The sequence below is a fragment of the Ochrobactrum sp. C6C9 genome (genome assembly GCF_022627935.1).
In the GTDB taxonomy this organism is placed as follows: Bacteria; Pseudomonadota; Alphaproteobacteria; order Rhizobiales; family Rhizobiaceae; genus Brucella; species Brucella teleogrylli.
Genome location: NZ_JABXGB010000017.1, coordinates 36,764 through 63,123, shown reverse-complemented (window position 1 = coordinate 63,123; position 26,360 = coordinate 36,764). Strand labels below are relative to the sequence as shown.

The following is a 26,360-nucleotide window of genomic DNA, read 5'->3' as shown; positions in this document are numbered from 1 at the left end:
TTTTAATGGTCGTGAGACGGAGCCACGGCGCTTCGAAATCGATCAACAGTCCCAATTCACCCAGAATCAAACGAACGGCGCACGATGAAACACCGCAGCACGATCGCGATATTCAGCGAATGGCAGCGACTGGCCTTTGATCGCAATGACGATCTGGAGCACGGCTTTCAAGCGCCGCAGCGGACCGATATCGAACCGCGTCGGCTTGGACGGCATTTGTCCGATCTTTTTTTCGTAGAAGCCGATGAAAATGGCGAACTTGTCTTTCGTCTTGGCGGTACACGAATCTGCACCCTGTTCGGTCGCGAGTTGAAAGGTGTGCGCCTTTTATCCCTGTGGCCGGAGCGCGACCGCCCTGCCCTCAGCGAACTGGCGCAGAATGTCAGCGCAATGCAGATCCCCGCACTTAGCCTGCATGATGGAATCAGCCTTTCGGGCCGCAGTCTCAGCTTTGAAATGCTGCTCGCGCCCTTAGAAGCGAGCAACGGTCGCTTGGGCCTGATGGGCAGCATCGCCGTTCTGGACAATGTGACCTGGGCGGGTGCCGACCCTCTGGTGCTCGGCCATCTCAATCACATCGAGCCGATTGCACCGGATGTGGCGCTTGCCGACGAAGCGGTAAAGGCGGCGATCTTTACGGTCAATGCATCGAATCGCACCCGTCAGTGGACGGAAACCCGATTGGCAACACCACCCATGCGCAAGGCGCCGCATCTGCGCGTCATCAATGGCGGCAAAGCTTGAAATCGCGTTTCTCTTTTGCGCCGAACTGCTTTAAGTATAATATAAATAACAGCTTATTGGCGAAAGACTGAGATGGGCCAGCTTCAATGAGGGGATTCGCGGCGGCATCACCTGCAAACAGCGGGCGGCAGGATAATTTCAATGCCGTGAACGTTGATCTCAACGGTCGCTATATGCTCGAAAATCGCAACGAGTATCCTTGTGTCCTGAAGCGCATGTCGCCCGGCACTGCCTTGATGACCGGTATCGCCACGCCGCGTAATGGCGAGCGTATCATTGCCTATATCGATCATGTCGGGCGCATCGAAGGTACGGCCTACCAGATTTCGGCGGAAGGCTTTCATCTTCTCCTCACCAATACCGCGACCAAGAAGGACAAGCTTTCGGCGCAGCTGACATGGCTTGCCAATCGGCATGAACTCTCGCTGCCGGAAGATCGCCGCCATGAGCGTGTCGTTCCGCGCAAGTCGCATCAGAATGTCACCTTCCCGGATGGCACCCAATTGCTCTGCCGCATCGCCGACTTGTCGCTTTCGGGCGCGGCTATCGAATGCGATGTCAAACCGGCGATCAAGAGCGGCGTCCTGCTTGGGCCGATCCGCGGACGGGTCGTGCGCCATTTCGCAGACGGTTTCGCCATCGAGTTCGCCACAATCCAGACCAGCACGACGCTCGACAGTCTTTTCAGCTAAACTTTGTACGGCTGAAAAGATGAACGCGCGTCAAGGTTACGGATTGGCAAACCGCCCGCGCGGGTATAAACAGTAAAATATCGCGAAAACCCGCGTTTTCGGGCTGAATTGGCCGCTTTCTTTACAAAAACTTTCAATATTCCGCGCAGTTTTAATCGAATTTGACTCGCATTTTCGCGCTCAAATTTGCGCGCCTTCAAATTGTCCCGGTCATTTTGATCTCCAACAGGGAGATAAAAGAATGACCAAGCAAACCATCATCGCAGCGATCCTTCTGCTGCTCGGCGTCGGACTGGCGCAAGCAGCGAACCCGGCATCAAAATCGCCATGGATGAGCACCGGCGAACGCACCTCGCAGCCAATCGGGCATTATGAATTTTGCGAGCGCTACCCGGCTGAGTGCAAGATCGTCAGCCGCAACACCAATGCTCTCAAGCTGACGCCGAAGCTCTGGCAGCAGATCATTGCCGTCAATGACAGCGTGAACACGCGAATCAAGCCAGCCACCGACATGGAAGTCTGGGGTCGCGAAGAATATTGGGAATATCCGGTAACCGCCGGCGACTGCGACGACTACATGCTGGAAAAGCAGCGCGAACTGATGGCGCTTGGCATTCCTGCCAACACGCTTCTGTTCACCGTCGTTCGCCAGCCGAATGGCGATGGCCACGCCGTCCTGACGCTTCGCACCGACCGCGGCGATTTCATTCTCGACAATCTCGATGAGCGCGTTCTGGCCTGGAACAAGACCGACTACACCTACCTGAAGCGTCAGTCGACCGCGAACAGCGGCAGTTGGGTTTCGATCAAGGATGACCGCGACATTCTCGTCGGCAGCATCAAAAACTGATCAGACACCGATGAAGTTCAAAGGACGGGTCGCCAGTCTCCCTCTGGCCCCGTCCTTTTTAAATATCAAACCGTCAGGCCGGTTCCATGCCGCGCATGAAGGAATGCCCCTTCTCCACATAATGCTTGGCGGATTGCTTCAGCTTTTCCACCGCAACCTCGTCCAGTCCACGCAAAACGCGCGCTGGCGAGCCGACAACCAGCGAGTTGTCCGGAATTTCCTTGCCCTCCGTCACCAGAGCCCCGGCTCCGATAAGGCAGTTCTTGCCGATCTTCGCGCCATTGAGCACAATGGCTCCCATGCCGATCAGGGTGTTCTCACCGATGGTGCAGCCATGCAGGATCGCCCGATGGCCGATGGTGCAGCCCGCGCCAATCGTCAGCGGATAGCCGATATCGGTATGCATGACGCAAAGTTCCTGCACATTGGTGTCGTCGCCGATGGCAATCACCTCATTATCGCCGCGCAGGACGGCGCCGAACCAGAAGCCCACATTTTCGCCCACGACGACCTTGCCGATCAGTGTCGCATCCGGTGCAATCCAGTTGCTGGCGCGGTCTGCGAATTGCGGCTTGTGTCCGTTATAAGCATATATCGGCATGTGGGCTCCTCCATCAGAATGTCTTCATGAAAAGAGCTAAGCTTTTTTTGGATGAGGGACAAGCGCGGCTTCACCCTCCGTTAACCATAAAAGACCAATAATCGCTGCAATATCATCAGCATGGCCTTCCCGCCAATGGACAGCGCAATCGAAACTACCACGACAAAAGATGGCAATCGGCTCTTCGTCCGCATCTTGCTGGTTGTTGTCGTGCTTGTTGTGGCTTCCGTTGCGATCAATATTGGTGGTCGCCTGCTTGGCCCAATGATCGCGCGCGGCGGCCATTCCGACAGCACGCATCTCTATAAAGTGCTGATCGGCAACAATGTCCTGTCAATGCCAGCCAATATGATCCGCTTTTCCAATCAGCGGCGGGACGGTCTGACAACGCGCCTCGATCTCTACGCGCGCTGGCCCGGACTGACCGGCTATACGGAAGCAGACCGGGCAATCTTCAATCTGCTCACGCCGAAGCGCCAATTGCTATTCATGTCGATTGAAGAGCGCACCATGTCCCGCGACATGAGCGGACGCTATCTGCCGATCTATGCTGCGCTGATCGATCCGGAGGGTGAATCTCTCCCGGGAGGACTGATGGTCCACCGGTTTCTGGAAGGCAGTGGTTATACCGGAGAAGAACTGGTCCTCTCCGATATCGCAAGCGGTAATCCGGCCTTCGTCGCCCGTTGCATGAGCGATGCATCAGCGGAAAATTTCAACGCCTGCGAGCGCGATATCCAGTTTGGAAAAGGGCTGCAGATTCTCTATCGTTTTCCCCGCGATATGCTGGCCGAGTGGAAAACACTCGATGAAGCCATGCGACAGTTCGCAACCGGGCACTTGTTGGGGAATGACTAAACAAAACGCCCTCTCCGCAAAGCGGAAAGGGCGTCAGATCGTCGGGCTGTGACGGATCATCATGGACAACTCTCGAAAAATCTCGCGATTTTTCCCAAGCCGCGCCTTAGAGATCGACGTCGAGAATAGCCATCGAGAAATTGTAGGACAGTTCGCCTTCGTCCTCATCCTTGTAGATCAGGCCCAAAAACTCGTCGTCAATATAAAGCTCGGCCGAGTCGTTCTTGCGCGGGCGCGCCTTCACCTGAAGGCCCTGATTGTTGAAGGTCCGTTTGAAATAGGCGTCCAGTTTTTTTAGTTCTTCGGGTTTCAACCGGCTTCTCCTGATATTGAATTCAAGCCGGTTTATTGCACCCGGGCTTTTGTGATGTAAACCCCTGGGGGAGTAGTCCCTCGGGGTTTTAGCGCCTAACCACCGCTTTCGACAAAATATAGGCCGCTCGCGGAGAAAAACCAGCAAGCGGCCCGGATTCTGTGCATTCGGCGTTTGCGCGATTAAATGCCGTCACCCAGCACGCCGTCGCCCAGCAACTGGTCCATGACGCGGGACGGTTCAGCGCAGCCCGTATCACCGATGATCTTGGCAGGAACACCGGCAACCGTGACATTATTCGGTACAGGCTTGACGACGACAGAACCCGCCGCGACCTTTGAGCAATGCCCCACTTCGATATTGCCGAGAATCTTCGCGCCCGCGCCGATTAGAACGCCATGGCGAATCTTGGGATGACGATCACCGCTCGACTTGCCGGTGCCGCCGAGCGTGACGCCATGCAGGATCGACACATTGTCTTCGATCACCGCGGTCTCGCCGACGACCAGCCCGGTCGCGTGATCGAGGAAAAGCCCGCTGCCCAATTGCGCTGCCGGGTGAATGTCGGTCTGGAAGATCGAAGACGAACGGCTCTGGAGATAAAAGGCAAAATCCCGGCGGCCCTGATGATAGAGCCAATGCGCCAGACGGTGCGTCTGGATTGCATGAAAGCCTTTCAGGTAGAGGATCGGGTCCATGAAACGGCTATAGGCCGGGTCGCGGTCGTAAACGGCCTGAATATCCACGCGAACAGTCTGCGACCATTCCGGATTGGCGTCCAGCATCACATCGAATGTCTGGCGCAGAATATCGGCGCTCAAATCGGCATGACCGAGGCGTTCCGCGATGCGGTGCATGACCGCATCTTCAAGGCTCGGCTGATTAAGGATAGTCGCGTAAAGAAAGGCTCCAAGCACGGGATCGGACTTGGCGGCTTCCTCCGCTTCAGCGCGGACCGAGTGCCAGATTGGATCAACTTGCCCAAGGCTGGCATTCACTTTAGCAGTTGAGCGAATAGACATAGATATACTCCGGTTTTGCACCGCGCAGGCCAGACGAAAGCCGAATTTCCGGCATGGCTCCGCGCCGCAATACGAGTTCGGCGCGCAGCATAACTGAAAATGCTTTGCCTTGACACCGCAGAAATTGACACAGGCCTCAAAGGAAGATCAGAGCGGATTTTCCGCGAGAAACTCCAGAACCGCCTTCTTGTAGACCTTGTCGCCGACAGCCAGCATGTGGTCGCGCCCCGGAATATCGAGCGCCTGACCGTTCGGCAGCAAATCCGCCAGTTCCTGCGGATTACCGGCAATGTCGTCGGTCGTGCCGACGGCAACCAGCACCGGCTGCATGATGCGCGCAATGGCTTCCGCCGGAACCAGTTCCTTCGAGGTGATCACACAGGCGGCCAGCGCGATGCGGTCGCTCTTGGTCTGGTCGGCGAATTTGCGGAACATCTGCCCGCGCGGATGGGTGATCGTCGTCGGATCTTCGGCCAGAAGCGCCTCGCCGATCGGCTCCCAGTCGCCAGCGCCGGTGACCATGCCGATGCCCAATCCGCCAAAGATTGCGCTGTGAACCCGCTCGGGATGCTCGATAGCCAGAAAAGCGGTGATCCGCGCGCCCATCGAATAGCCCATCACATGCGCCTTTTCGATGCCCAGATGATCGAGCAGCGCTGCTGCATCGCCTGCCATCTTGGTCGGCGTATAATCATCCGCGTTGTGGCTTTTGGCCGAAAACCCATGTCCGCGATCGTCGATGGCGATAACGCGATAGCCTGCCTCGGTCAGAGTCCGGAACCAGCCGGGCGAAACCCAATTGACAAGGCTCGACGACGCAAAGCCGTGGATCAGCAGGATCGGATCGCCTTCTCCATCCTGACGATATGCAAGACGCAAGCCGTCATGGTCGAAATATTCGATATCGAGGGCACTCAACTGTTTATTCCTTATGATTGTTCCGTCGGCGGTGTTCGGCGCGATTTCAGGATCGACACGCGCCGCATATCACGCGATGGACAGCTCTGTCGCCCTTCTTGATGCCCGTGCGCTTTACCGTACCGGCCAGAAGCTCGACAACAAAGGCTGCGGGAACCTCGGATGAAATGATATCTTCCGAATAGGGCACCGCATTTTCATGGATTGCCGTGACACGGCCCTTCTCGTCAAGGAAAACCATGTCGAGCGGCAGCGGGGTGTTCTGCATCCACATCATGACGCGGCGCATCTCACCGAAGATGAAGATCATCGCGCGGTCCTTGGGAAAATCGGTGCGCCACATCAGCCCGCGCACACGCGCATCGTCAGAATCCGCCACTTCCAGTGCGAAGGGGAGTTTATTGCCCTTGGCCGTAATGAAGGTCAGCGGCGCGGCATCCACCGGCAGCCGCATCGGCTGCTTTTCCTGCGCCTGCGCGCCAAAAGCTCCAAATAAAAATGCGATAACAAAAAATAATCGAGCCATACTCAACCCACGCCAAAAACCTGCAATTCGGGCGGGGAGATTATCAACGCGGTATAATGGGGACAAGAGACGAAGACCCACCCCTCACCGCCTTTTGACCGAGAACGTCAAGGGCAGTTCACAGGGCGATGTGGATTGTCTCCACACATAGCCGCTCCCAAAGGATTTCACTGTGGGATGACATGCTCAATTTGATGTAAATCAGTGCGAAACCGGGATAGCCGTGCCGATATCTGGGTGAATTTCAGCAGCCATCAGGCCCTTGTCGCCCGTGCCGAAGCGAATAAGCACAACCTGACCCGGGCGCAGTTCCATCATGCCGAAACGGCGCAGCGTTTCCATATGGATGAAAATATCCTCGGTGCCCTCACCGCGGGTGAGAAAGCCGAAGCCCTTGGTACGGTTGAACCACTTGACGATGACACGCTCAAGGCCGCTCGACGGGGTAACCGTCACATGGGTGCGCTGCGGCGGCATCTGCGCCGGATGAACCGCTGTGGATGTGTCCATCGAGAGAACACGGAAACATTGCAGGCCGCGATCGCCATTGCGAACTTCGCAGACGATACGTGCGCCTTCCAGCGCCGTCTGGAAGCCATCGCGACGAAGCGACGTCACATGAAGCAGGATATCGTTCAGGCCCGGCTGATCCGGCACAATGAAACCGTAGCCCTTGGCCACGTCGAACCATTTGATATGGCCCGATATTTCAATGATATCGCCCAGCTCTTCCGAGGCGTGCTGGCTGTGAAACTGGTCATTCGACACAGACTTGTCCGCCATGCGTTCGCCCCTCCTCTATTCTTCCGTTGCGATTCAAAGCTGATTCTTGTCCAAAGAATAACACTTCCTTAACCGGAGGCGGCAAGCCTAAACTTTTGTTCTCCCCCGAGATCATCACAGACTTTGTGTTTCCATGGTTAGCGCACCTGCCGCAAAGCCTCGAAACCGGCTTCATTTCGGGACATATGGCAACGACGCTCGAGGGCAATTCCCCAATTGATGTTTTTTGCCGACAATGCGCGTGACTGCACCTAACCAGAAATCAAAACGCAAAGAGGAAAGTGGAAAAGCGCCCGCTATTTGCTATATCCCTTCGCGAGCCCCAAACGCTTCGCCACATGCTGGAAATGCTTCAGGAGAATAAAATGCGCTATTTGCACACGATGGTTCGAATCCGCGACATCGACGAATCACTCGATTTCTACGTGAATAAATTCGGCCTTGAAGAAACCCGTCGCATCGAAAACGAAAAAGGGCGCTACACGCTGATCTTTCTTGCCGCTCCGGGCGATGCTGAACGCGCCAAGTCAGAGCGCGCACCGACCATCGAACTGACCTATAACTGGGATCAGGAAGCCTATACGGGCGGGCGCAATTTCGGCCACCTCGCCTATGAAGTGGACGATATCTACGCCACCTGTCAGAAGCTGCAGGATGCCGGAATCACCATCAACCGCCCACCACGCGACGGCCACATGGCTTTCATCAAGTCGCCGGATGGCATATCCATCGAACTGATCCAGAAGGGCGAGCGCCTCGCACCGCAGGAGCCATGGGCTTCCGCCGAGAATGTCGGCAGCTGGTAAAACACTCTGCTTGCACGCATTATCCTGCGCGAAAACCGCTTCGCAGTTTCGCGAGAAATGCTTAAACGAAAAAAGCCCGGTCTCGCGACCGGGCTTTTTTTTGATTAGAACGCTTATTCCGTTCCCTGAATGGCTGCGAGCAGCCAATCTCCGCCGTCAACGCGGGTGAAGGTCCAGATTTCGGTGCTTTCGACCGGCTCGTTCGGGTTGCCTTCGACAACCGCGCCCGTGTTGCGGTCAAGCATGAGGTCGATTGCGGAGTAGCGGATCGCCACGGTGGCATATTCGACATTGCCTTCACGCCAGGCTTCCGAAACATCGCCCTGAAGCAGCTTCACGTCCTTCACTTCGTTGCGCATACCGCTGGAAGCAATTTCACCCAGTTCTTCCGCCAGATAGGACATGGCTTCCGGCGTGGTCAGCTTGCGGAGCGCTGCGTAATCCTCGCGGCCATAGGCACTCTGGATTTCCGAAAGCATCTGCTCGAAACGATCAAGCTCTTCCTGTCCGACATCCATCGGTTCATCTTCAACAGCCTGAGCCACCGGCTCTTCAGCCTGCTTGGCGCCCGCGCCGAATGGATTGACCGAAGGCGTGCGACCGCCGAAGTTGCCAGCCTGCTGTGGCGCGGCGCTCTTGGCTGCGCCGAAAGGCTGCGCTGAACCAAAAGGCTGAGCGTTGGCATTGCCAGCGCCTGCCGTTGCGGTCGCGCCCTGACGACGATTGGCAAACATGCGCATGACGAACATTGCGATCAGCGCAATCACGCCCACCTGCAACAGAAGACCGAACATGCCAGCGAGACCACCGAGGCCGTTACCGAGCATCATACCGATCAGACCGCCAACGAGCAGGCCGCCCAACATGGAGCGACCGAAATTGCCAAACATGCCACCCGCACGTGCCGGAGCCGCATTCTGCGCGCCAGCGGCGGCAGGACGGGTCGTCTGCGTTGCGCCGGTATTCGGCGTCATTGAACGTTCAATTGGTGCTGCATTATTCGGTGCGGTGCGCGTCGGCGCAGGCGCCTGATAGGTACGCGCCCCACGGCTGCCAAAACCGCCTCCGCCTGCACGGCGAGCCTCGGCGAAATCGACAGCGGCGAATGAGGCGATCAGGCCCAGAACCATCGCGGCGGTCAGTTTTGTCAGGCGGTTTCCGAAACCCGGCATTGTTTACTCCCATTTAGAGACATGACTGAATGTTTAAATCATTGCACATATGGGAATTGCCCCCCGTTCTTCACAAGGGCGTGAACTCAAAAAAATCGAGAAATTTCAAATGCGGTCAAAGCGGCTTTGCCGCATCCAGAATCTGGATTTGCGGCGAGACCGAACCGTTCCAATGGTTGAGCGACAGGTTGCCGACCACATGAACGCTCTGCCCGATATTGTTGAACAGAAAGCGCCCGAGATCGCCTTCCGCCACACGAAACGCAATGGCATTGACCCGCTTGCCATCGGCGCCGCGTAAGACGACGCGCACATGGTCGCGACCGACACCACGCACATCGGCCAGCACATGATGCGGTAGGGCCAAAGTTGGCTGCGGATGGGCGGAACCGTAAGGTCCGGCCTTCTGCAAGGCTTCATAAAGCGAAACAGTCGCGCCGGAAGCGGCAAGCGCGCCATCGATGGAAAGGCTCTGATTTTCACGGAGACGCGCAACGATATGGGCGGATTCGTCTTCCAGATAGGCACGAAGCGCGCCAAGCTTGGCCCGTTCAATGGTGATGCCGGCCGCCATGGCGTGGCCACCGCCCTTGACAAGCAGCCCGCGCTCCATCGCGCCGCGCACCAGTCTGCCAAGGTCCAGACCGCTGATCGAGCGCCCCGAACCGGAGCCGACGCCATTGGCATTGAAAGCGATAGCGAAGGCAGGTCGCCGTGCCTTTTCCTTCAATCGCGATGCCAGCAGGCCAACGATGCCCGGGTGCCAGCGTTCACTGGCCGTCACGATCACCGAAGCGCCTGCACCGCCGGAAATCTCAAGCGATGCTTCCGCTTCGGCTTCCAGAAGCATTTCCGCTTCCATCGCCTGACGTTCCTGATTGAGCCGGTCGAGTTCGATGGCGATGCGATCTGCCATCGATGGATCGTCGAGCGTCAACAGCCTTGCGCCCAGTCCGGCATCGCCAATGCGACCGCCCGCATTGATGCGCGGACCGATGAGATAGCCAAGATGGAAGACATTGATCGGCTCGCCGATACGGGACACCCGCGCAAGCGCCGCCAATCCGGCATTGCTCTGCGCTCGCGCAACCAGCAAACCTTTGACGACGAAGGCGCGATTGACGCCTTGCAGCGGCACCACATCGCAGATCGTTGCCAGCGCGACGAGATCAAGCAGCGACAACAGATCAGGTGCAGCACCTTTGCCGCGCTCGCGCAATATCTTGGTGACCTGTACCAGCGTCAGGAACACAACGCCCGCAGCGCAAAGATGGCCCTGTTGCGAAATATCGTCTTCGCGGTTCGGGTTGACGATGGCCACCGCATCTTCCGGCAGATCGCCGCCCACCTGATGGTGATCGAGCACGACCACATCCGCCCCAGCCTGTTTGGCTGCACTGATTGAGGGCGCGCTGTTCGTGCCGCAGTCCACGGTGACGATCAGGCTCGCGCCTTTGGAAACCAACTCGCGCATGGCATCGGGATTTGGGCCGTAACCCTCGAAAATCCGGTCAGGAATATAGATCGAATGCTGGATGCCGTAATGCTTCAGAAAACGCGCCATCAGCGCCGATGAACAGGCACCATCCACGTCATAGTCGCCGAAGATCGCAACGGTCTCGCGGCGCTCGATGGCATCGGCAATGCGGCCTGCCGCGCTCTCCATATCGGTCAACGTGGCCGGGTCGGGCATGAGATTGCGCAGTGTGGGATCAACGAATTCCGGCGCGCCTTCCACCGTTACGCCCCGCCCCGCCAGAACCCGCGCCACCAGATCGGAAATGCCGTGATGCTGGGCAATGGCAAGCGCGGTGTTGGATTCGCGCAAGCCCAGTCGATCCACCCATTTCTGGCCGGTTGCAGATTGTTTTATTCCAAGGAAAAGGCGCTCTGTCGTCATAAACTCTTAAAGACACAAAAGGCGGCATCTTTGCAATGCCGCCCGCAATTTATCAGCCGTGCCCAACCTTAATTGTCGCGCGCTGCCCGGGCCAGTCCGTGCGCCACGAGCCGGTCAATGACCTCGGGATAGCTGACGCCACTCACCGCCATGACTTTCGAATACATGCTGATATTGGTGAAGCCCGGTATGGTATTCAGCTCATTGATCAAATACCGCATGTCCGGCGTCACGAAGAAATCGACACGCGCCATGCTGTCACAACCGAGCGCTCGAAACGCCCGCGCCGCGACCGCCTGAAGTTCGGTCTCGATATCCGCCGGCAACTCTGCCGGGACTTTCAGCGCCGCACCGTCTTCATCAATATATTTGGCATCATAGCTATAAAAACCGTGGCTTTCTGCCGGGACTATCTCGCCCGTTCGCGACACGAACAGGCCGTGATTCTCGTCCTCCAGCACTGCGCATTCGATTTCGCGGCCTTGTATGAACTCTTCCGCCAGAAGCTTGGCGTCGTGCCTGAAACCTTCCGCCAGCGCCTTTTGATAATCGGCTTCTGTCTGAACCTTACTGACACCGACAGATGACCCCTGGCGCGCGGGCTTGATGAAGATCGGCAGGCCGAGTGCTTCGATCAGCACATCGAAGGATGGAACCGTGTCGCGCGTAATCGTCATGGCGCGCGCCACCGGGATGCCCGCTTCGGACAGCAGGCGCTTGGCAATATCCTTGTCGAGCGCATTGGCTGAACCACAGATACCGCAACCCGCCATCGGCACACGCGCCACTTCGGTCAGCCCCTGCACGCTGCCATCCTCGCCGTGAAGCCCGTGCAAGACCGGGAAGACGATATCGATCCGCGCCAGTTCATAAGGCAAACCGTTTTCGGGCAGCGCAACAGCGCGTCCCTTGCCGCCCGGCAGCAATGACACTTCAGTACCGTGTTCGGGCCGTTCCAGCTTGCCGCCTGCAAAACTCGCCAAAAGCCATTGCCCCTCATGGGTGACATAGATCGGAATGGCTTCATATTTCGCGGGATCCAACGCAGTCATGACATTTGTTGCGGAAAGAACCGACACCTCATGCTCGGCGGAACGCCCGCCAAAGAGTACCGCGATCCGTAGCTTGTTCGGCGTTTCGGTCATGCCCACTCCATTTTTTCATCAAAGGTGATTGAACACAGTCGCGATCAAAATGACAAATCTTTGGCCAAAGCATCTGCGCAAGGCTCCATAAACAGAAATCCCGAAAAGCGCGGGGCTTTTCGGGATTTGCCGGTTCGTCGTGATGTTCGACGCGATTGGGTTCTTTATTTTATCGCATTATCCGACGCAAAACCGCTTCGCACTTTTGCTGGAAATGCTCTAGAACTTCGACAGATCCTGATGGCGAGCCTTGATTTCGCGCACGGTCTGCGAGCTCGAGCGCATCACGATAGTATGCGTTTGGATGTAATCACGGGCGAATTTCACGCCAGAAAGCATGTTGCCGTCCGTCACGCCGGTGGCGGCGAAGAGCACGTCGCCTTTGGCCATTTCTTCCATCGTGTAGACCTTTTTGGGATCCGAGATGCCCATCTTCAGCGCACGGGCGACTTTCTCGTCCGTGTTCAACTGGAGACGGCCCTGCATCTGGCCGCCGATGCAGCGCAGAGCTGCCGCAGCCAGCACGCCTTCCGGTGCGCCGCCGATGCCGATATAAATGTCGATGCCGGTTTCATCCGGATTGGTCGTGTGCATCACGCCTGCAACGTCGCCGTCGCCAATCAGGCGGATTGCAGCGCCTGTCGCGCGCACTTCTTCGATCAGGCGTGCGTGGCGCGGGCGGTCCATGATGCAAGCCGTGATTTCATGCGGCTTTACACCCTTCGCCTTGGCGATGGAGTTGATGTTTTCCGTTGCGCTGGCGTCGAGATCGACAACGCCCTTCGGATAGCCCGGGCCAACGGCGATCTTTTCCATGTAGACGTCGGGCGCATAAAGCAGATTGCCCTTCTCGGCGATGGCGATGACCGCCAGCGAGTTCGGCAGGTTCTTCGCGCAGATCGTCGTGCCTTCCAGCGGATCGAGCGCGATATCGACATCCGGCCCCTGCTTGGTGCCGACTTCTTCACCGATATAGAGCATTGGCGCTTCGTCGCGCTCGCCTTCGCCGATCACCACAGTGCCGGAAATCGGCAGACGGTTCAGTTCCTGACGCATGGCGTCAACAGCAGCCTGATCGGCAGCCATCTCGTCACCACGCCCCCGCAGCCGCGCTGCTGCCACTGCTGCGCGTTCGGCTACACGGACCAGTTCCAGTGTGAGAATGCGATCCAGTCCGTGGGGGTGCTGCTCTGCGGTGTTGGCCATTTGAACAAGTCCTGAATTCGAATTGCGTTGATGCGCCACAAGGGGCGCCGTGCCGCGTTTATAGCGACAGTATGCGAACCTTTTGTCAAAGTCCCCGGTGCCCTGCAAGAGCCCGAAAGCTAAAAACTATGTGCGCTCAATTGCTTAATCGATTTAAGGACTACACGCTTCGTTGCATGTCATGGCCGGGCGTGAACTGGCCTGCGCAACATCATGGTGCAATCGGCCACGAATAATCATGGCAGATCGCACAGCGCGACACTCGATTTAGCCTGCGCGCTCGATACGTATCATCTGCGGCTTATCCACCAGATGGTCGTCCTTGAGGATCGCTTCCAGCGCTTTCTTGACGGCTGCTTCCGTCGTCTCATGCGTGACGAGGATGACAGTCTTGATGCCTTCCTGCTGCATGTCGCCCATCGGCGGACGCTGCACGATCGACTCAAGCGAAATGTCGTTTTCGGCCATGCGCTTGGCGATACCGGCAAAGGCGCCGATGCGGTCAAGAACCGTCAGACGAATAAAATAACCGCCCGCATGCTTGCGCATCTTGGCGCGCTTATAAGGCTGCAAGGCCTTGGCAGGCGTGCCGAAAACAGGACCATGCTGGAAGCCCGGACGGCTCTTGGCGATATCCGCGATATCGCCGATGACTGCGGACGCCGTCGCATTGCCGCCCGCACCCGGACCAGACAGAAGAAGCTCGCCCAGAAGATCGGTCTCGATGGCAACCGCATTGGTCACGCCATGCACCTGCGCAATCACCGACGAGGTTGGAACCATGGTCGGATGCACGCGCTGCTCAATGCCGGTATCGGTCTTCTGCGCCACCCCCAGAAGCTTGATGCGGTAACCCAGTTCATCGGCGGCGCGAATATCGGCGAGCGAAATATTGCTGATGCCTTCAAGATAAATATCGTCGGCAGCAATCTGCGTACCAAAGGCAAGGCTGGTCAACAGCGCAAGCTTGTGCGCCGTGTCGTTGCCTTCGATATCGAAAGTCGGGTCGGCTTCGGCATAGCCCAAACGCTGCGCGTCTTTCAGGCAGGCCTCGAACGAAATGCCCTCTTCCCACATCCGGGTCAGGATGTAGTTGCAAGTGCCGTTCATGATGCCATAGACGCGCGAAACCGTATTACCGGTCAGCGACTCACGCATCGCCTTGATGACCGGAATGCCACCGGCGACCGCCGCTTCGAAGTTGAGAAGAACGCCCTTGTCTTCGGCGATTTTCGCCAGAGCGACGCCATGGCGTGCCAGAAGCGCCTTGTTGGCGGTCACGACATGACGACCAGCGCGCAAAGCGGCTTCAACAGAAGCCTTGGCCGGGCCATCATCACCACCGATAAGCTCGACATAAACGTCGATATCGGCAGACTTGGCCAGTTCAACTGGATCGTCGAACCAGTCGATACCGTTCAGGTCAACGCCACGGTCACGCGAGCGATCTCGGGCGCTGACGGCGGTAATAGTCACCGGCTTACCGCATTGGCGGGTGAGCATTTCGGACTTGTCACGCAGGATACGCAACACTGAAGCGCCAACGGTGCCAAGCCCCGCAACGCCTATCCGCAATGCATCACTCATTATATCGACCTTCTGACTCTGATTGTGTGGATGTAGTGGATTTTTGGTAGGTGGGAGTTCTGGCCGCGCGCTTGTCACGGCCAGAAAGGAAGAACCCGGAATGGCGCTTAGCGGCGGCCTTCCAGCGGGATCACATTGTGCAGGTTTTCGTCCTTGGTGGCGAGGAAACGCTTGATGTTGCGCGCTGCCTGACGAATGCGATGTTCGTTTTCGACCAGAGCGATACGCACATAATCATCGCCGTGCTCGCCAAAGCCAATGCCCGGAGCAACGGCCACATCGGCCATTTCCACCAGTAGCTTGGAGAATTCGAGCGAGCCAAGAGCGCGGAAGCGTTCCGGGATCGGCACCCAGGCGAACATCGTCGCTGCTGGTGGCGGAACATCCCAGCCTGCACGGCTGAAGCTTTCAACCAGCACATCGCGGCGCTGCTTATACACATCGCGAACATAGGCAATGTCGGAACCGTCGCCGTTAAGCGCAGCGGTTGCCGCCACCTGGATCGGCGTGAATGCGCCGTAATCGAGGTAGGATTTCACACGCGTCAGAGCAGCAATCAGGCGTTCATTGCCGACCGCAAAGCCCATGCGCCAGCCCGGCATCGAGAATGTCTTCGACATGGAGGTGAACTCGACCGCAACATCCATGGCGCCCGGCACTTCGAGTACGGACGGGGGCGGATTGCCGTCAAAATAGATTTCCGAATAGGCCAGATCCGACAGGATGACGATGTCATGCTTGCGCGCAAAGGCCACGACATCCTTATAGAAGTCGAGCGTTGCCACATAAGCCGTCGGATTGGACGGGAAATTGAGGATCAGCGCAATCGGCTTTGGAATCGAGTGCTTCACGCCCCGCTCCAGTGCCGGGATGAAGTTGTCATCCGGCTTGGCCTGAATTGAACGGATCACGCCGCCCGACATGATGAAGCCGAAGGAATGGATCGGATAGGTCGGGTCCGGGCAAAGCACCACATCGCCCGGCGCCGTGATGGCCTGCGCCATGTTGGCGAAGCCTTCCTTGGAGCCAAGCGTGGCGACAACCTGCGTGTCCGGGTTGAGCTTCACGCCGAAACGGCGGGCATAATATTGCGCCTGCGCACGGCGCAGCCCCGGAATGCCCTTCGACGAGGAATAACGATGCGCGCGCGGGTCCTGAACAGCCTCGCACAGCTTGTCGACGATATTCTGCGGCGTCGGCAGATCGGGATTTCCCATCCCAAGATCGATGATGTCGGCCCCGCCCGCTCGCGCCGATGCCTTCAGGCGATTGACCTGTTCAAAGACATAAGGGGGCAAGCGACGGACTTTATGGAATTCTTCCGACATGATCCTGTTCCAAAAGGAGAGTTAACGATAGGACGCATTATTGCGCCGTGGGTGGAGCTATACACCTGTTATCGAATCGGGTCGAGACTTCTTGCCGCGCCGTTTCGAACGTGGCCTTCCGTGCCGATGAAGGGCTTATTCTTCCCCGGATTCGATCTGCTTCAGGGTAGCTTCCGATTCAGCCTGCGCTTGCTTGCGCATGGCCTCAGCCTGTGCGGGGGTAAAACCGCCGCCAGACGTTCTCGATGCCGCAAGACGCGTGCGATCGGAATCGAGTTTTGCAGTCATCTGCTGCTTTTCTTCCGGTGTGATCTGCTCGGTTGCAGCCTTCGGCATACGACCGAATGTCGGATAGACGCCGGTGCGCAATGCGCCTTCCTGCGGAACGCCCTGAAATTCCTTCCCACCGGCACAGGCAGTGAGCATCGCTGCGGCGGTTAATGCCAGCATGAGATGGGCGATCTGCCGCGTGCTCTTGGTCATATGTCTGATCCCGGTTCTGCCGTTGAGGCTGCCGCACAAGTCGCGACAGAATATACTTCCGAAGGGATAGCACCAAGTCGATGCATTATGTCAACAAGCGATTGGCCCAATTCCGACATTTGGCCTGCCGAAGCCGCTTATTTCGATAGGAGCAGCGCTCTGATCCTCAAAAGATTACACAAAGTAATATTTCGTTACTAACGGGTTAATCCTTAACCCCACGGAATAATGCATAGTGCCTGTCGTATAAAATGCACTTCGATAGTTGCCTTCACGGCATAAAAAACTTAAAAATTGGCAACAATTGCAGATCAGGTGATTTGCACACTGCTAAAATTGGCTCACTGAGAAACTGGGAAAGCCACTTTAACGCATTGATATAATGGAGTTTGTTTCCCTAAGCTTCTATTGGGCTTTGACAGGGGACTGTGGGAGAAATCACTTTTGTGATTGGTTCCACCCACACGGGAGAGCCGATCTCCCGAAACCAGGTGGGTTCGGACACGTCCGGTTCGCCAAACTGGTCAGGGAAATCGAGCTGGAGCGGACTATTGAAATTTGTACCTTCTGCGCACCGGACAACCGGCCGACTACTTTCAGGCAGCGTGGCTTTGCTCGCGCTTCTGGTGTCGTCCTGTACATCGACGGGGACCGGTCCTGACGGCAAGCCACTGCAGATGACGGCCAATGGCTCGATGCTGACCGAGACGCTGCAAAGTGCTGCCGACCAGACTGTCGCCGCCGAAGCTGGCGCAGAAGCAAAGACCGCAGAGACAAAGACGGAAGAAAAGCCCGGCGAGGCCAAACAGGTCGCAGCCGCTGCAACGGCGGCCAATCCTAGCGCTACATCTGCCGCCTCCCCGGCCAAAGAGAATGCGAAAAATGCAGCCGCGACCGCAACTGCGGAAAACGCGGCAACCGAAGCGCAGCCAACCCAAGTGGCAGCGGCGGCACCGGAAAAGAAGAGCAATTCGCTGTTCGGCTTGTTTGGCGGAAGTGGTTCCAGCGAATCGAAGCCAGCCGAAGCGACCGAACAGCCAGCCGCAACGGCCAGCGCCGAGAAGCCCAAGGCTGAGACCGCTGAAGCAAAGCCTGCAACCGAGGCCGAAGCGCCTGCCGTTGAAGTCGCGAAGGCGAACGAGCCGGAAGCCGCCAAACCGGCCCAGCCGGAAAAGCCGGTTCAGGTCGCTTCGCTTTTCGGCACACCGAAGAATGCCAATGCCTATGCGACACCTCAGCGCCCGACCGCATCGCAGGGCAGCATCTCGCGGCTTTTCTCCGACGAATCGGCCAATTCACGTTCCGACCGTACCGAGAACAAGAAGCTGGCGATGGCAAAGCCTGTCTCGCCTGCCGTGAAGCATGAGTATAATTATACATTGCCAGGTGTGCGCGCGAATGGCGGCATCGAGATCAAGCATCGCAATAGTCTCTATGACGACACCGACATTGATGCGAACGAATATGATGATTCTCCCAATGTCACGCTTGCTTCGGCGCCCGGCCTCGCCCGGCTCGCGCCGAACGGCCTGAAGGTGCAGCGCCAGACCGTGGATGTTGCCTGCCTCAAGCCACAGCTCGTCGCCATGCTGAAGACCATGGAACGGCACTTCCGCCGCCCGGTCATGGTGACGTCTGGCTATCGCAGCCCGTCCTATAACCGCAAGGTCAACGGCGCACGCAAATCGCTCCATATGATCTGTGCCGCAGCCGATATTCAGATCGATGGTGTTTCCAAGTGGGAAATGGCCCGCTTTGCGCGATCAATGCCGGGACGCGGCGGCGTCGGCACCTATTGCCATACGTCATCCGTCCATGTGGATATCGGGCCGGAACGCGACTGGAACTGGAAATGCAAGGGCTGATCTGAACCTCTGCGCCCCAATTCTCTTGAATGAACAGGCTGGCCCCATTGGAGCCAGCCTTTCTTTTTGTCATCGATTTCAAAGCCATAGCCTGGAAATCCACAGGCTGCGTCCTACGGAATAGGTGCTTATGCGACTTTTTTCAGAAAACTGATTTTAGGGGGTTGCGAGTCAGCATCGACCTGAATATAAGCCCACTCACACCAGCAACAGGCGCCCATCGTCTAGCGGTTAGGACAGCGCCCTTTCACGGCGCAGACAGGGGTTCGATTCCCCTTGGGCGTACCACTTGCTGGTTTTTCTTTTTCCCGACATATCAAAGCTTTAGCGCTCCGAGAGCGGTCCTTCGCGCGCCGTTTTGCACCATCTGAATTTATTTCACAGATGCTGAAAAAAGGGGCTTGCATGTCTGAATTATCCTGACTATAAGCGCCCCACACCAGCTGGCGCCCATCGTCTAGCGGTTAGGACAGCGCCCTTTCACGGCGCAGACAGGGGTTCGATTCCCCTTGGGCGTACCACTTGCTGGGTTTTCTTTTCCCGAAAAATTGATGGAATTAATACTGGTCGTTCTCCCAGTATGTTGCTACGCGCAGCTGCACCCATTTCGCAATTCAAAGGGAAATTACTGCGTATGTCGCAAGCTACAGCCATCGTTCCCACCGCCCATGCCAGCCGTTATCTGCAGCAGCTCTGCAAACACTGGGCGCATAAGTTTGCCGTCGAATTCACACCCGAACACGGCCAGATCGATCTCGGCGACGACCGGCTGGTGATTCTCGACGCCGATGCGGAAAAACTGACCACCACCGTGAAGACCTCAGCCGAAAATCTCGACCGGCTTCAGGACGTCGTGGTCAATCACATCGTCCGCTTTGCCTTCCGCGAGGAACTGGTGTTCAACTGGCAGCAGACGCAGGCCTAAGAGCCGCCATTTACCTTATCCGCAAATTGCCTGCAAAATGCCCGGAATAGCCATTATCGCATCACATTCCGGGCTCATTCACCCGCGACATTCCTCACAACTTCAAGCGACCGATTTGATGGGGAAAGATATGATGACCAGCGAAACCAGAACCACCCTCACCTTTCTCGGTGCAGGCTTTGTCGCCGCAGCAATGGCGCTTGGTGCGGATCTGAGCTGGGCAGATGTTATCAAGGCTCTTTTCTGAAACGAGCGATAACAAGCAACGATTGTGCTTTTGACTTTTTGCGGCGTTAGGCGGACAAACATTTCGCCATTCCGTCCAAACTGTTCAGAAAGCTTTATGTTATTCCCAACACCCCTTGTCTCCGGCAGGCTCGAACGCCGCTATAAAAGATTTCTCGCAGACGTAACGCTCGACGATGGCCGCTTCATTACGGCGGCAGTGCCCAATACCGGCTCCATGCTCGGCCTGACGACGCCCGGCTCTCGCGCCTGGCTCAGCGTTTCCGATGCGCCCCACCGCAAATATGCCCACACGCTGCAGATCATCGAAGCTGACGGCACTTTGGTCGGCGTCAACACCGGGTTGCCGAACAGAATCGCCGAAGAGGCGATACTCGCCGGTCTCATTCCGAGCCTCGGCGGCTATGCCAGCCTCAAGCGTGAGCAGAAATACGGACAGAATTCCCGCATCGACATTCTGCTCGACGAAGGTGCCCTGCCCCGCGCCTACGTGGAAGTCAAAAACGTGCACTTCACCCGCACGGCTGGCCTTGCGGAATTTCCCGATACGGTGACCGCGCGCGGGACAAAACATCTCAATGAGCTGGCCGACAGTGTTGCCGCTGGTCATCGTGGTGTGATGTTGTTTATTATCCAGCGAAGCGATTGCAGCAAATTCAGCATTTCCGGCGATCTCGACCCTGTATATGCACGCGCTTTTGAGCGCGCCGTCGCATCCGGGGTTGAGGCATGGGCCGTTCGATGCCACATAACGGACAAAAGCATTGTCGCCACCGAGCTGGTGCCAATTGAATAGACAAAGACGGATCTAGTAATGGTAACTTATATCGAAGCGACAAGCGCCCCCATGAAATATACCGGCCAGATCAGGCTTTATGGCCCGGACGCCTTCGAGGCGATGCGCAAGGTGTGCAACCTGACCGCACGCTGCCTCGATGCGCTGAACGACATCGTGAAGCCCGGCGTGACCACCAATGAAATCGACCGCTTCGTTTTCGAATTCGGCATGGATCAAGGCGCCTTCCCGGCGACGCTCAACTATCGTGGCTATACCAAATCGACCTGCACGTCGATCAACCACGTTGTCTGCCATGGCATCCCGAACGACAAGCCACTGCGCGAAGGCGATATCGTCAATATCGACGTGACCTATCTGCTCGACGGCTGGCATGGCGATTCCAGCCGTATGTATGCGGTGGGCGAGATCAAGCGCGCTGCCGAACGTCTGTTGGAAGTCACCTATGAAAGCCTGTTGCGCGGCATTGCGGTCGTCAAGCCGGGCGTGAAGACCGGCGCTATCGGCGCTGCAATCCAGACCTATGCCGAAGGCGAGCGCTGCTCCGTGGTGCGTGATTTCTGCGGCCATGGCGTTGGTCAGCTTTTCCACGACGCGCCGAATATCCTTCATTACGGCACGCCGAACGAAGGCGTGGAAATCAAGGAAGGCATGATCTTCACCATTGAGCCGATGATCAATCTCGGCAAGCCGCATGTAAAAGTGCTGGCGGACGGCTGGACTGCCGTGACGCGTGACCGCTCGCTGACCGCCCAGTATGAACATACGGTTGGCGTTACCAAGGACGGCTGCGAAATATTCACATTGTCACCGGCCAATATGTTTGGCCCGGCATCAATGCGATAAAACTGAAACTATAGTCTCATCTGTTTTTGCGGGGGTTTAAACAGAATGACAAGGAAGACGGATAGACCGGGGAGCTACAACATTCCCGGTTTCAGCGACACGCTCCAGCTGACGCCGAAAGTGGCGAAGCAGCCGCATCACGTCGGCCACCGGGATCGCCTGAAGCAACGCTTTCAGACCGCGCCCGATGCGCTTGCCGATTATGAACTGCTTGAACTCCTGCTCTTTCGCGTTATCCCGCGTGCGGATACCAAACCCATCGCAAAGGCCTTGCTGACCCGCTTCGGCACGCTTGCGGAAGTGCTCGGCGCTTCCGAAACGCTCATCGCCGAAGTACCGGGCGCGGGCCCCTCCGTGGCGCGCGACCTCAAGATCATAGAAGCCGTTTACAAACGCAGTGCGCGCAGCAAGGTTATGAAGCGCGAGGTTTTCACAGTCTGGGAAAAGGTGATCGACTACTGCGCTGCCGCCATGGCGCATGAGACACGCGAACAATTCCGCATTCTGTTTCTGGACAAGAAGAATCGGCTCATTGCCGATGAGGTACAGCAGCGAGGCACGGTCGACCATACGCCGGTCTATATACGGGAAGTGGTTCACCGGGCGCTGGAGCTTGCGGCAACGGCGATCATTCTCGTCCACAATCACCCTTCAGGCGATCCATCGCCGTCGCGACCCGACATCGAGATGACACATGCGTTGATTGCGGCTGCCAAACCTTTGAAAATCGCGGTGCACGACCACATCATTGTCGGCAAGGAAAAATGCATCAGCTTCAGAAAGCAGAACCTGATGTGAAGCCGTCAGGGCTGGCCTGTTGGAGATCGTTACCACTTGTTAAGCATAGTGCGAAGAATGGCTGTGCGACGGGTGGAATTCGCTCGAATTTTCTTAAATTTAGTCACAATCACCCAACAGAAGGCAACCGAACCGAAGACGGGAAGGCCCGTCTTTGCCAAACAGATCTTGCATATTTTCCATCAGCGTTCCGGATGGGAAAACGGAGTATAAAATGTTGAAGCGTACCTTTACCGCAGTGGCGCTCAGCGCCAGCATCATGGCCATCGCAGCCCCGGCATTCGCTGCCGATATGATGGGGTCGAACGATTATTCCTACAACGAGCCGGTTGCCGAAGGCCCGCACGACTGGTCCGGCAATTATGTCGGCGCACAGGTCGGTGCATCGTCCTCGAAGATCCCCGGCCCGTTTACGAATCGCGCTGGTGTGCTCGGTGGCGTTGTCGCCGGTAAGAACATCCAGAGCGGCAATTTCGTCGTTGGCGGTGAAGTCGAAGCCAATTTCGCGGAAGCCGAACACCGTATCGGTAATGGCGGCAGCCTCCAGCAGTCTTGGAACACCAATGCCAAGGTCAAAGCCGGTTACGCCTTCGACAAGACGCTGGTTTATGGCACTCTCGGCTATGGCGCAACGCGCTTCAAGGCGAAGGACAACACCACGTCAGGTCCAGGCTGGGAAGGCGGCGCGCTGGTTGGTGCTGGCGTCGAACAGGCCCTGACCGGCCCGCTTTCGGTGAAGGCTGAATACGACTTCCAGCGTTTCGGCGACGTGAAGTCTGAGGTCAACGGCGTTTCGCAGCGCAACAACCTCAAGAACCACGCCATCAAGGCCGGTCTGAACTATCGCTTCTAAAGCGATATAAGCCCTATACCGTTTCTGCATAAGGCAATTCCATTTTTGCACAAGGGCTGCGGGTCAACCGTAGCCCTTTCTTTTTGCACCGATTTCTTTGCTTTCAAAAGAGTTCGTCCGCTTTCGTATCTCTTGACTCCGGCACCGGCTCCTATCTTATAGGGATGTGCGATTGGGGATTAGGCGCGTGGCTATTGTGTTTAAATTTTATGCAAATATGCCGATACAAATTCTTCCCGTTGCGTGATTTTATTTAATCGAGTGCTAAAACAACGCTTTATCACTCAGCCAGGAAGATAGCATGCAGCGTGTTTTCGATGGGCATAACGATGTCCTTCTGAGGCTCTGGGAAAACTCCAGAAACGGCGACGATCCCATCCGGGAATTCATCGACGGAACGCAAACCGGCCACATTGATGCGCCGCGCTCCCGCAAAGGCGGTCTCGCTGGCGGCATTTGCGCCATCTATGTGCCGTCCGGCCATCATATCGAACTTGGCAAACCCGACGCCAATGGCCATTACGACACGCCGCTTTCTCCGCCGCTCAAGCGCCCTCCTTCCCTCGACATCGCCATCGAAATCGCATCCATCGCACTCCGCCTTGAAGAAGCTGGCGCGTGGAAACTGTGCCGCAATGGCCGCGAGCTCGATGAAACGCTGAACAGCGACACCTTTGCCGCCGTTCTGCACATGGAAGGCTGCGAGGCGATTGACGCCGATCTTGCCGCGCTCGATGTCTTCTACGCGCTTGGCCTGCGTTCGCTTGGCCCTGTGTGGAGCCGCAACAATATTTTCGGTCACGGCGTGCCCTTCTCTTACCCGATGAACCCGGATACCGGTCCCGGTCTCACGGAAGCGGGCAAGCGTCTCGTCAAGGCGTGCAACCGCAAGGGTATTCTGATCGATCTCGCCCATATCACCGAGCAAGGCTTCTGGGATGTGGCTGAACTCAGCGACCAGCCGCTGATCGCCAGCCACTCCAATGCCCATGCCCTGACGCCCGTGGCCCGGAATCTGACGGACAAGCAGCTGGATGCCATCCGCGAAAGCAAGGGGCTTGCGGGTCTCAACTACGCCACCACCATGCTGCGCGCCGATGGCAAGGAAGATGCCAACACGCCGATGTCCGATATGGTTCGCCACATCGATTACATGGTTGACCGCATGGGGATCGACTGCGTGGCGCTCGGTTCCGATTATGACGGCGCGACCATCCCAGCCGAAATCTCCGATGCCGCCGGAACGCAGAACCTCGTCACGGCCTTGCGAGAGGCCGGATATAACGATGAGGAACTGGCGAAGCTTTGCCGGGACAACTGGATCAGGGTTCTGAAACAGGCATGGCACGAAGCCTGAGATACAAATACAATTCAACAAAATCCCAACAAAAATACAGAAAGGGAACTCAATCATGATGCATTTCGGACGTTTTCGCATCCTCGCCGCTGGTGCAGCACTTGCTGCCGTTATGGCTGCCAATCCGGCCCTGTCGGCCACGCCAGCCGACACGCTCGTCCAGGCATGGGCGATTGATGACACCATCACGCTCGACCCGGCAGAATCCTTCGAACTCAGCCCGGCTGAATTCATCGGTAATGCCTATGACATGCTCGTTCGCCTCGACATCAACGACACGTCGAAAGTCGTGCCGGGCGTGGCGGAAAGCTGGACCGTTTCCGACGACGGCCTGACCTACACGTTCAAGCTGAAAAAGGACATCAAGTTCGCTTCCGGCAACCCGATTACCTCTGCTGACGTGGCTTATTCCTTCGAACGCGCCGTGCGTCTGGACAAGAGCCCGGCCTTCATCCTGACCCAGTTCGGCCTGACCAAGGATAATGTCAACGAAAAGGCGAAAGCCGTAGACGACACGACTTTCGTCTTCACCGTGGACAAGCCATACGCACCAAGCTTCGTGCTGAACTGCCTGACCGCGACCGTCGCCGCAGTCGTCGACAAGAAGCTTCTCGAAGAGCATGCCGCAAAGGTCACACCGACCGACGACTACAAATACGACACCGACTATGCCAATGCATGGCTGAAGACCAAGTCGGCAGGCTCCGGTCCGTTCGCGATCCGTGAATGGCGCGCCAATGAAGTCGTCATTCTGGAACGCAACGACAATTATTACGGCGAAAAGGCCAAGCTGAAGCGCGTTTTCTATCGTCACGTCAAGGAAAGCGCGACACAGCGCCTGATGCTTGAATCGGGTGACGTCGATGTGGCGCGTAATCTGGAACCCGGCGACTACGAAGCCGTTCAGAAAAACGACAAGCTGACGACGACCAGCGCCGCGAAGGGTACGGTCTACTATATCAGCCTCAACCAGAAGAACGAGAACCTAGCCAAGCCGGAAGTTCGCGAAGCGTTCAAATATCTGGTCGATTATGATGCAATCGGTTCGACCCTCATCAAAGGCATTGGCGAAATCCGCCAGACCTATCAGGCTAAGGGCGTTCTGGGCGCGCTCGATGCTGCACCCTACAAATACGACGTTGCAAAGGCGAAGGAACTTCTCGCCAAGGCAGGTCTGAAGGACGGTCTTTCCGTGACCTTCGACGTGCGCAACACGCAGCCGGTGACCGGCATTGCCGAATCCTTCCAGCAGAGCGCTGCTCAGGCTGGCGTGAAGATCGAAATCATCCCGGGCGATGGCAAGCAGACCCTGACCAAATATCGTGCGCGTAACCACGACATGTATATCGGCCAGTGGGGCATGGACTATTGGGATCCGAATTCCAATGCCGAAGCTTTCACGAGCAATCCGGATAATAAGGACGACGCCGCCAACAAGACGCTTGCGTGGCGCAACGCCTGGGACATTCCTGAGCTGACCAAGCAGACGCAGTCTGCTCTTCTGGAACGCGACAACGAAAAGCGCGCCGAGATCTACAAGAAGCTTCAGCAGGAAGCGCTCGACCAGAGCCCGTTCGTGATGCTGTTCCAGCAGATCGAAACAGCCGGTATCGCGGGCAATGTGAAGGGTTACAAGCTCGGCCCGACCTTCGACTCCAATCCGCTGGTAAACATCACCAAGGAATAGTCGGCCAAGCCTCGGCGCATGAATGTGCCTAACCGGCTTTAAAACAAGGAGAT

Annotated in this window: 26 protein-coding genes and 2 tRNA genes; 15 read left to right on the top strand and 13 right to left on the bottom strand. The window is 57.0% G+C overall.

The features are described from left to right. Nucleotides 1–84: 84 nt before the first annotated feature. The 3 genes from HWD97_RS14825 to HWD97_RS14815 all read left to right on the top strand — a co-directional run bounded on the left by HWD97_RS14825 (nt 85) and on the right by HWD97_RS14815 (nt 2,286). Nucleotides 85–744 carry a PAS domain-containing protein gene (locus HWD97_RS14825; RefSeq protein ID WP_109369241.1) on the top strand — a complete coding sequence of 220 codons (660 nt, stop codon included), beginning with the start codon at nt 85–87 and terminating at the stop codon, nt 742–744. 86 nt (nt 745–830) lie between these two features. Further along, nucleotides 831–1,436 carry a PilZ domain-containing protein gene (locus HWD97_RS14820; protein WP_109369242.1) on the top strand — a complete coding sequence of 202 codons (606 nt, stop codon included), beginning with the start codon at nt 831–833 and terminating at the stop codon, nt 1,434–1,436. Nucleotides 1,437–1,677: 241 nt separating this feature from the next. Then, nucleotides 1,678–2,286: a transglutaminase-like cysteine peptidase gene (locus HWD97_RS14815; protein ID WP_109369243.1), complete on the top strand. Its 609-nt coding sequence runs from the start codon at nt 1,678–1,680 to the stop codon at nt 2,284–2,286. 73 nt (nt 2,287–2,359) lie between these two features. Here the strand turns inward: HWD97_RS14815 and HWD97_RS14810 are convergent, their stop codons facing one another. Continuing rightward, nucleotides 2,360–2,887 (bottom strand): gamma carbonic anhydrase family protein, encoded by a 528-nt coding sequence (locus HWD97_RS14810; RefSeq protein ID WP_109369244.1) that lies wholly within the window; start codon nt 2,885–2,887, stop codon nt 2,360–2,362. Nucleotides 2,888–3,022: 135 nt separating this feature from the next. On the opposite strand from HWD97_RS14810, the gene HWD97_RS14805 reads away from it, so the two are divergent. Next, a complete protein-coding gene (locus tag HWD97_RS14805; RefSeq protein WP_109370253.1) occupies nt 3,023–3,745 on the top strand; it encodes a hypothetical protein in 723 nt (240 codons plus the stop codon). 106 nt (nt 3,746–3,851) lie between these two features. On the opposite strand, the gene HWD97_RS14800 is transcribed toward HWD97_RS14805, so the two are convergent. The 5 genes from HWD97_RS14800 to HWD97_RS14780 all read right to left on the bottom strand — a co-directional run bounded on the left by HWD97_RS14800 (nt 3,852) and on the right by HWD97_RS14780 (nt 7,307). After that, nucleotides 3,852–4,058, bottom strand: coding sequence for a DUF3126 family protein (locus HWD97_RS14800; RefSeq protein ID WP_078339271.1), 207 nt, complete (start codon nt 4,056–4,058; stop codon nt 3,852–3,854). A 182-nt stretch (nt 4,059–4,240) separates the two neighbouring features. After that, nucleotides 4,241–5,080: a serine O-acetyltransferase gene (gene cysE, locus HWD97_RS14795; protein WP_109369245.1), complete on the bottom strand. Its 840-nt coding sequence runs from the start codon at nt 5,078–5,080 to the stop codon at nt 4,241–4,243. 147 nt (nt 5,081–5,227) lie between these two features. Beyond that, entirely contained in the window at nt 5,228–5,998 is a 771-nt protein-coding gene (locus HWD97_RS14790) for an alpha/beta fold hydrolase (protein WP_109369246.1), read from the bottom strand. Nucleotides 5,999–6,044: 46 nt separating this feature from the next. Beyond that, a complete protein-coding gene (locus HWD97_RS14785) occupies nt 6,045–6,524 on the bottom strand; it encodes a DUF192 domain-containing protein (RefSeq protein ID WP_109369247.1) in 480 nt (159 codons plus the stop codon). A gap of 201 nt (nt 6,525–6,725) precedes the next feature. Next, on the bottom strand, nt 6,726–7,307 hold the full coding sequence (locus HWD97_RS14780; RefSeq protein ID WP_109369248.1) for a cold-shock protein: 582 nt from the start codon (nt 7,305–7,307) through the stop codon (nt 6,726–6,728). 365 nt (nt 7,308–7,672) lie between these two features. On the opposite strand from HWD97_RS14780, the gene gloA reads away from it, so the two are divergent. Then, entirely contained in the window at nt 7,673–8,113 is a 441-nt protein-coding gene (gloA, locus tag HWD97_RS14775) for a lactoylglutathione lyase (protein WP_109369249.1), read from the top strand. Between the two features lie 113 nt (nt 8,114–8,226). Here gloA and HWD97_RS14770 read toward each other — a convergent pair whose 3' ends face one another. The 7 genes from HWD97_RS14770 to HWD97_RS14740 all read right to left on the bottom strand — a co-directional run bounded on the left by HWD97_RS14770 (nt 8,227) and on the right by HWD97_RS14740 (nt 16,934). After that, entirely contained in the window at nt 8,227–9,285 is a 1,059-nt protein-coding gene (locus HWD97_RS14770; RefSeq protein WP_109369250.1) for a Tim44 domain-containing protein, read from the bottom strand. A gap of 115 nt (nt 9,286–9,400) precedes the next feature. Beyond that, on the bottom strand, nt 9,401–11,185 hold the full coding sequence (recJ, locus tag HWD97_RS14765; protein ID WP_121536329.1) for a single-stranded-DNA-specific exonuclease RecJ: 1,785 nt from the start codon (nt 11,183–11,185) through the stop codon (nt 9,401–9,403). Between the two features lie 68 nt (nt 11,186–11,253). After that, entirely contained in the window at nt 11,254–12,330 is a 1,077-nt protein-coding gene (locus tag HWD97_RS14760) for a D-alanine--D-alanine ligase family protein (protein WP_109369252.1), read from the bottom strand. Nucleotides 12,331–12,549: 219 nt separating this feature from the next. After that, complete coding sequence (gene glpX / locus HWD97_RS14755) at nt 12,550–13,536, bottom strand: class II fructose-bisphosphatase (RefSeq protein WP_109369253.1); 987 nt, start codon at nt 13,534–13,536, stop codon at nt 12,550–12,552. Nucleotides 13,537–13,803: 267 nt separating this feature from the next. Then, entirely contained in the window at nt 13,804–15,123 is a 1,320-nt protein-coding gene (locus HWD97_RS14750) for a homoserine dehydrogenase (RefSeq protein ID WP_109369254.1), read from the bottom strand. Nucleotides 15,124–15,230: 107 nt separating this feature from the next. Continuing rightward, the gene (locus tag HWD97_RS14745; RefSeq protein ID WP_109369255.1) at nt 15,231–16,451 is read right to left on the bottom strand and encodes an LL-diaminopimelate aminotransferase; all 1,221 of its coding nucleotides are present in this window, start codon (nt 16,449–16,451) and stop codon (nt 15,231–15,233) included. Nucleotides 16,452–16,586: 135 nt separating this feature from the next. Continuing rightward, nucleotides 16,587–16,934, bottom strand: a complete 348-nt coding sequence (locus HWD97_RS14740) for a hypothetical protein (RefSeq protein ID WP_109369256.1) — start codon at nt 16,932–16,934, stop codon at nt 16,587–16,589. A gap of 551 nt (nt 16,935–17,485) precedes the next feature. On the opposite strand from HWD97_RS14740, the gene HWD97_RS14735 reads away from it, so the two are divergent. From HWD97_RS14735 to HWD97_RS14690, 10 genes are all read left to right on the top strand, one after another. Next, nucleotides 17,486–18,799 (top strand): D-Ala-D-Ala carboxypeptidase family metallohydrolase, encoded by a 1,314-nt coding sequence (locus tag HWD97_RS14735; RefSeq protein WP_109369257.1) that lies wholly within the window; start codon nt 17,486–17,488, stop codon nt 18,797–18,799. A 213-nt stretch (nt 18,800–19,012) separates the two neighbouring features. Then, nucleotides 19,013–19,087: transfer RNA gene (locus HWD97_RS14730), tRNA-Glu, on the top strand. 158 nt (nt 19,088–19,245) lie between these two features. Beyond that, a tRNA-Glu gene (locus HWD97_RS14725) sits at nt 19,246–19,320 on the top strand. Nucleotides 19,321–19,433: 113 nt separating this feature from the next. Beyond that, complete coding sequence (locus HWD97_RS14720) at nt 19,434–19,724, top strand: DUF2218 domain-containing protein (RefSeq protein WP_109369258.1); 291 nt, start codon at nt 19,434–19,436, stop codon at nt 19,722–19,724. 343 nt (nt 19,725–20,067) lie between these two features. Then, on the top strand, nt 20,068–20,766 hold the full coding sequence (gene sfsA / locus HWD97_RS14715) for a DNA/RNA nuclease SfsA (protein WP_109369259.1): 699 nt from the start codon (nt 20,068–20,070) through the stop codon (nt 20,764–20,766). Nucleotides 20,767–20,784: 18 nt separating this feature from the next. Continuing rightward, nucleotides 20,785–21,612, top strand: coding sequence for a type I methionyl aminopeptidase (gene map / locus HWD97_RS14710; RefSeq protein WP_109369260.1), 828 nt, complete (start codon nt 20,785–20,787; stop codon nt 21,610–21,612). Between the two features lie 45 nt (nt 21,613–21,657). Continuing rightward, nucleotides 21,658–22,410, top strand: a complete 753-nt coding sequence (radC, locus tag HWD97_RS14705; RefSeq protein ID WP_121536332.1) for a DNA repair protein RadC — start codon at nt 21,658–21,660, stop codon at nt 22,408–22,410. Nucleotides 22,411–22,624: 214 nt separating this feature from the next. Further along, a complete protein-coding gene (locus HWD97_RS14700; protein ID WP_109369262.1) occupies nt 22,625–23,263 on the top strand; it encodes an outer membrane protein in 639 nt (212 codons plus the stop codon). A gap of 301 nt (nt 23,264–23,564) precedes the next feature. Then, nucleotides 23,565–24,620, top strand: a complete 1,056-nt coding sequence (locus tag HWD97_RS14695; protein WP_121536334.1) for a dipeptidase — start codon at nt 23,565–23,567, stop codon at nt 24,618–24,620. A gap of 55 nt (nt 24,621–24,675) precedes the next feature. Continuing rightward, nucleotides 24,676–26,307: an ABC transporter substrate-binding protein gene (locus HWD97_RS14690; RefSeq protein WP_109369264.1), complete on the top strand. Its 1,632-nt coding sequence runs from the start codon at nt 24,676–24,678 to the stop codon at nt 26,305–26,307. The last annotated feature ends 53 nt before the right edge of the window (nt 26,308–26,360 follow it).

Coding starts and splice junctions, on each gene's coding strand:
- HWD97_RS14690 (WP_109369264.1), top strand. CDS start 24,676: ATGATGCATTTCGGACGTTTTCGCATCCTCGCCGCTGGTGCAGCACTT.
- HWD97_RS14720 (WP_109369258.1), top strand. CDS start 19,434: ATGTCGCAAGCTACAGCCATCGTTCCCACCGCCCATGCCAGCCGTTAT.
- HWD97_RS14695 (WP_121536334.1), top strand. CDS start 23,565: ATGCAGCGTGTTTTCGATGGGCATAACGATGTCCTTCTGAGGCTCTGG.
- recJ (WP_121536329.1), bottom strand. CDS start 11,185: ATGACGACAGAGCGCCTTTTCCTTGGAATAAAACAATCTGCAACCGGC.
- HWD97_RS14805 (WP_109370253.1), top strand. CDS start 3,023: ATGGACAGCGCAATCGAAACTACCACGACAAAAGATGGCAATCGGCTC.
- glpX (WP_109369253.1), bottom strand. CDS start 13,536: ATGGCCAACACCGCAGAGCAGCACCCCCACGGACTGGATCGCATTCTC.
- HWD97_RS14745 (WP_109369255.1), bottom strand. CDS start 16,451: ATGTCGGAAGAATTCCATAAAGTCCGTCGCTTGCCCCCTTATGTCTTT.
- HWD97_RS14750 (WP_109369254.1), bottom strand. CDS start 15,123: ATGAGTGATGCATTGCGGATAGGCGTTGCGGGGCTTGGCACCGTTGGC.
- sfsA (WP_109369259.1), top strand. CDS start 20,068: ATGTTATTCCCAACACCCCTTGTCTCCGGCAGGCTCGAACGCCGCTAT.
- HWD97_RS14700 (WP_109369262.1), top strand. CDS start 22,625: ATGTTGAAGCGTACCTTTACCGCAGTGGCGCTCAGCGCCAGCATCATG.
- HWD97_RS14760 (WP_109369252.1), bottom strand. CDS start 12,330: ATGACCGAAACGCCGAACAAGCTACGGATCGCGGTACTCTTTGGCGGG.
- HWD97_RS14820 (WP_109369242.1), top strand. CDS start 831: ATGAGGGGATTCGCGGCGGCATCACCTGCAAACAGCGGGCGGCAGGAT.
- HWD97_RS14780 (WP_109369248.1), bottom strand. CDS start 7,307: ATGGCGGACAAGTCTGTGTCGAATGACCAGTTTCACAGCCAGCACGCC.
- cysE (WP_109369245.1), bottom strand. CDS start 5,080: ATGTCTATTCGCTCAACTGCTAAAGTGAATGCCAGCCTTGGGCAAGTT.
- radC (WP_121536332.1), top strand. CDS start 21,658: ATGACAAGGAAGACGGATAGACCGGGGAGCTACAACATTCCCGGTTTC.
- HWD97_RS14785 (WP_109369247.1), bottom strand. CDS start 6,524: ATGGCTCGATTATTTTTTGTTATCGCATTTTTATTTGGAGCTTTTGGC.
- gloA (WP_109369249.1), top strand. CDS start 7,673: ATGCGCTATTTGCACACGATGGTTCGAATCCGCGACATCGACGAATCA.
- HWD97_RS14770 (WP_109369250.1), bottom strand. CDS start 9,285: ATGCCGGGTTTCGGAAACCGCCTGACAAAACTGACCGCCGCGATGGTT.
- HWD97_RS14740 (WP_109369256.1), bottom strand. CDS start 16,934: ATGACCAAGAGCACGCGGCAGATCGCCCATCTCATGCTGGCATTAACC.
- HWD97_RS14825 (WP_109369241.1), top strand. CDS start 85: ATGAAACACCGCAGCACGATCGCGATATTCAGCGAATGGCAGCGACTG.
- HWD97_RS14810 (WP_109369244.1), bottom strand. CDS start 2,887: ATGCCGATATATGCTTATAACGGACACAAGCCGCAATTCGCAGACCGC.
- map (WP_109369260.1), top strand. CDS start 20,785: ATGGTAACTTATATCGAAGCGACAAGCGCCCCCATGAAATATACCGGC.
- HWD97_RS14815 (WP_109369243.1), top strand. CDS start 1,678: ATGACCAAGCAAACCATCATCGCAGCGATCCTTCTGCTGCTCGGCGTC.